General features: G+C 48.8%; 2 protein-coding genes (1 of these 2 only partly in view). One reads left to right on the forward strand and one right to left on the reverse strand.

The genetic code is table 11. The features are described from left to right. On the forward strand, positions 1–219 hold a 219-nt coding region (locus tag J5F18_RS01180), incomplete at its 5' end, for a hypothetical protein (RefSeq protein ID WP_346300545.1). A gap of 51 nt (positions 220–270) precedes the next feature. On the opposite strand, the gene J5F18_RS01185 is transcribed toward J5F18_RS01180, so the two are convergent. Beyond that, positions 271–2156, reverse strand: partial view of a DNA gyrase subunit B gene (locus tag J5F18_RS01185; protein WP_346302148.1) — the 3' portion only. Its footprint extends 400 nt past the window's final position; 1886 of the gene's 2286 nt are visible here — the last part of the coding sequence; the start codon falls outside the window, past its right edge; the stop codon is at positions 271–273.

The raw sequence follows: 2156 nt of genomic DNA on the forward strand, positions 1-2156 counted from the left end.
AGCAAATGGCTCAGTTATTCGTTGTGCGTAACAATGCCCCTGTTATTGGTGACCGTCGTTGCAGCATTGCGCTGGTACTTTGACCCCAACCTCGATTTCGTCGGATTACTAACCGTACTCGCCACTTTCCTCGGCCTCACCGGAATCATGACAGCACTCATCGTGCGTCATATGGTATTGAAAACACCCCAAGCACCAATTAGAAAAAAGCCCCGCTAACATAAGTTGCGGGGCTTTTGCGTTATTGCATTGCGCTATGCATGTCGCGGACTAGACATCCAAGTTAGCAACTTTCAGAGCATTACTCTCAATAAATGCGCGACGTGGTTCAACGTGATCACCCATCAAGGTCGTAAACAATTGGTCAGCACCAATCGCGTCTTCGATCGTCACTTGTAGCATCCGGCGCGTATCGGGGTCCATGGTGGTTTCCCACAATTGGTCCGGGTTCATTTCGCCCAAACCTTTGTAGCGTTGGATATATAAACCACGTTTCGATTCGTTAATTAGCCACTCAATGGCCTCAACGAAATCGTCAACCGGCTGTACTTTCTCGCCACGCTGAACATAGCCGCCTTCTTCCACTAAGCCGTTAATCTCCGAGCCGACAGACGCTAAGCGGTCATAGTCGCGTGACACGAGGAACTCATAGGTCAGTGGGAAATCCGTGAATACACCATGACGACGCAAGCGAATCATCGGCAAGAACACACCGCGATCTTCATCGTTGGTCACTAAGACTTCGTATGTCGCTGAGTCTTTTTCCGTTGCCATCATATCGGCGCAGAATTTCTCTGCCCATGCGTTGACGTACTGCTCGTCTTTCATATTCTCAGCGGTTAAGCGCTCTGCATAGACGAGACGGTTGAGCACATGTTTCGGTAAGCGACGGCTTAAGCGAGCAATCGTGTCGAGTGCAAATTGATAGTCACGCACCATTTTCTCTAAGGCCACACCGGTAATACCTGGCGCATCTGCGTTGACATGCAATGAGGCTCGGTCAAGCGCCAACGATGTCAGGTATTGAATCAAGCCTGGATCGTCTTTGATGTAATTTTCTTGCTTACCTTTCTTCACTTTATACAGCGGCGGTTGCGCAATATAAATATAGCCACGTTCAATCAATTCTGGCATTTGTCGATAGAAGAAGGTCAACAGCAAGGTACGAATGTGCGAGCCGTCGACGTCGGCATCGGTCATAATAATGATGCGATGGTAACGCGTCTTGTCTGGGTTATATTCGTCACGGCCGATACCACAGCCCATCGCTGTAATTAAGGTTGCGACTTCTTGTGACGAAAGCATTTTGTCAAAACGCGCTTTCTCGACGTTTAGAATTTTACCTTTCAACGGCAGAATAGCTTGGTTCTTGCGGTTACGGCCCTGTTTCGCCGAGCCACCCGCAGAGTCACCCTCCACAATATAGAGTTCAGAAAGTGCTGGGTCCTTTTCTTGGCAGTCAGCAAGCTTACCCGGCAAACCAGCTAAGTCTAAGGCGCCTTTACGCCGCGTCATTTCGCGAGCTTTTCGTGCTGCTTCACGAGCACGCGCAGCGTCAATAATCTTCTGGACAATTACCTTCGCGTCGGTTGGGTTTTCCAACAAGAAGTTCGCTAAATGCTCGCCCATAGCTTGTTCTACTGCTCCCTTCACTTCTGAAGACACTAGCTTGTCTTTGGTTTGCGAAGAGAACTTCGGATCAGGAACTTTCACTGATATAACGGCGGTTAGACCTTCACGCGCATCATCACCACTGGCGTTGGTTTTCGCCTTTTTGGTGTATCCTTCCTGCTCCATATAGTTGTTTAAGGTCCGTGTCAGTGCCGCACGGAAACCTGCCATATGGGTTCCACCATCGCGTTGTGGAATCGTATTGGTGAAGCAATAAATGTGTTCTTGGAATGAGTCATTCCACTGGAGGCCGACTTCAACCGATATACCGTCTTCGCGTTCAACACTAAATTGGAATACCTTAGGGTGAATCGGCGTCTTCTTATCATTCAGATACTGAACAAAGGCTGCGATACCACCGTCATATTTGAAGTGGTCACGACGGTCAGCGCGCTCGTCGATCAAATGAATCGAGACGCCAGAATTCAAGAACGACAATTCACGCACTCGTTTGGCAAGAATGTCGTAGTGAAATTCTGTTTGCG

It is taken from the genome of Halomonas sp. BM-2019, assembly GCF_017584085.1.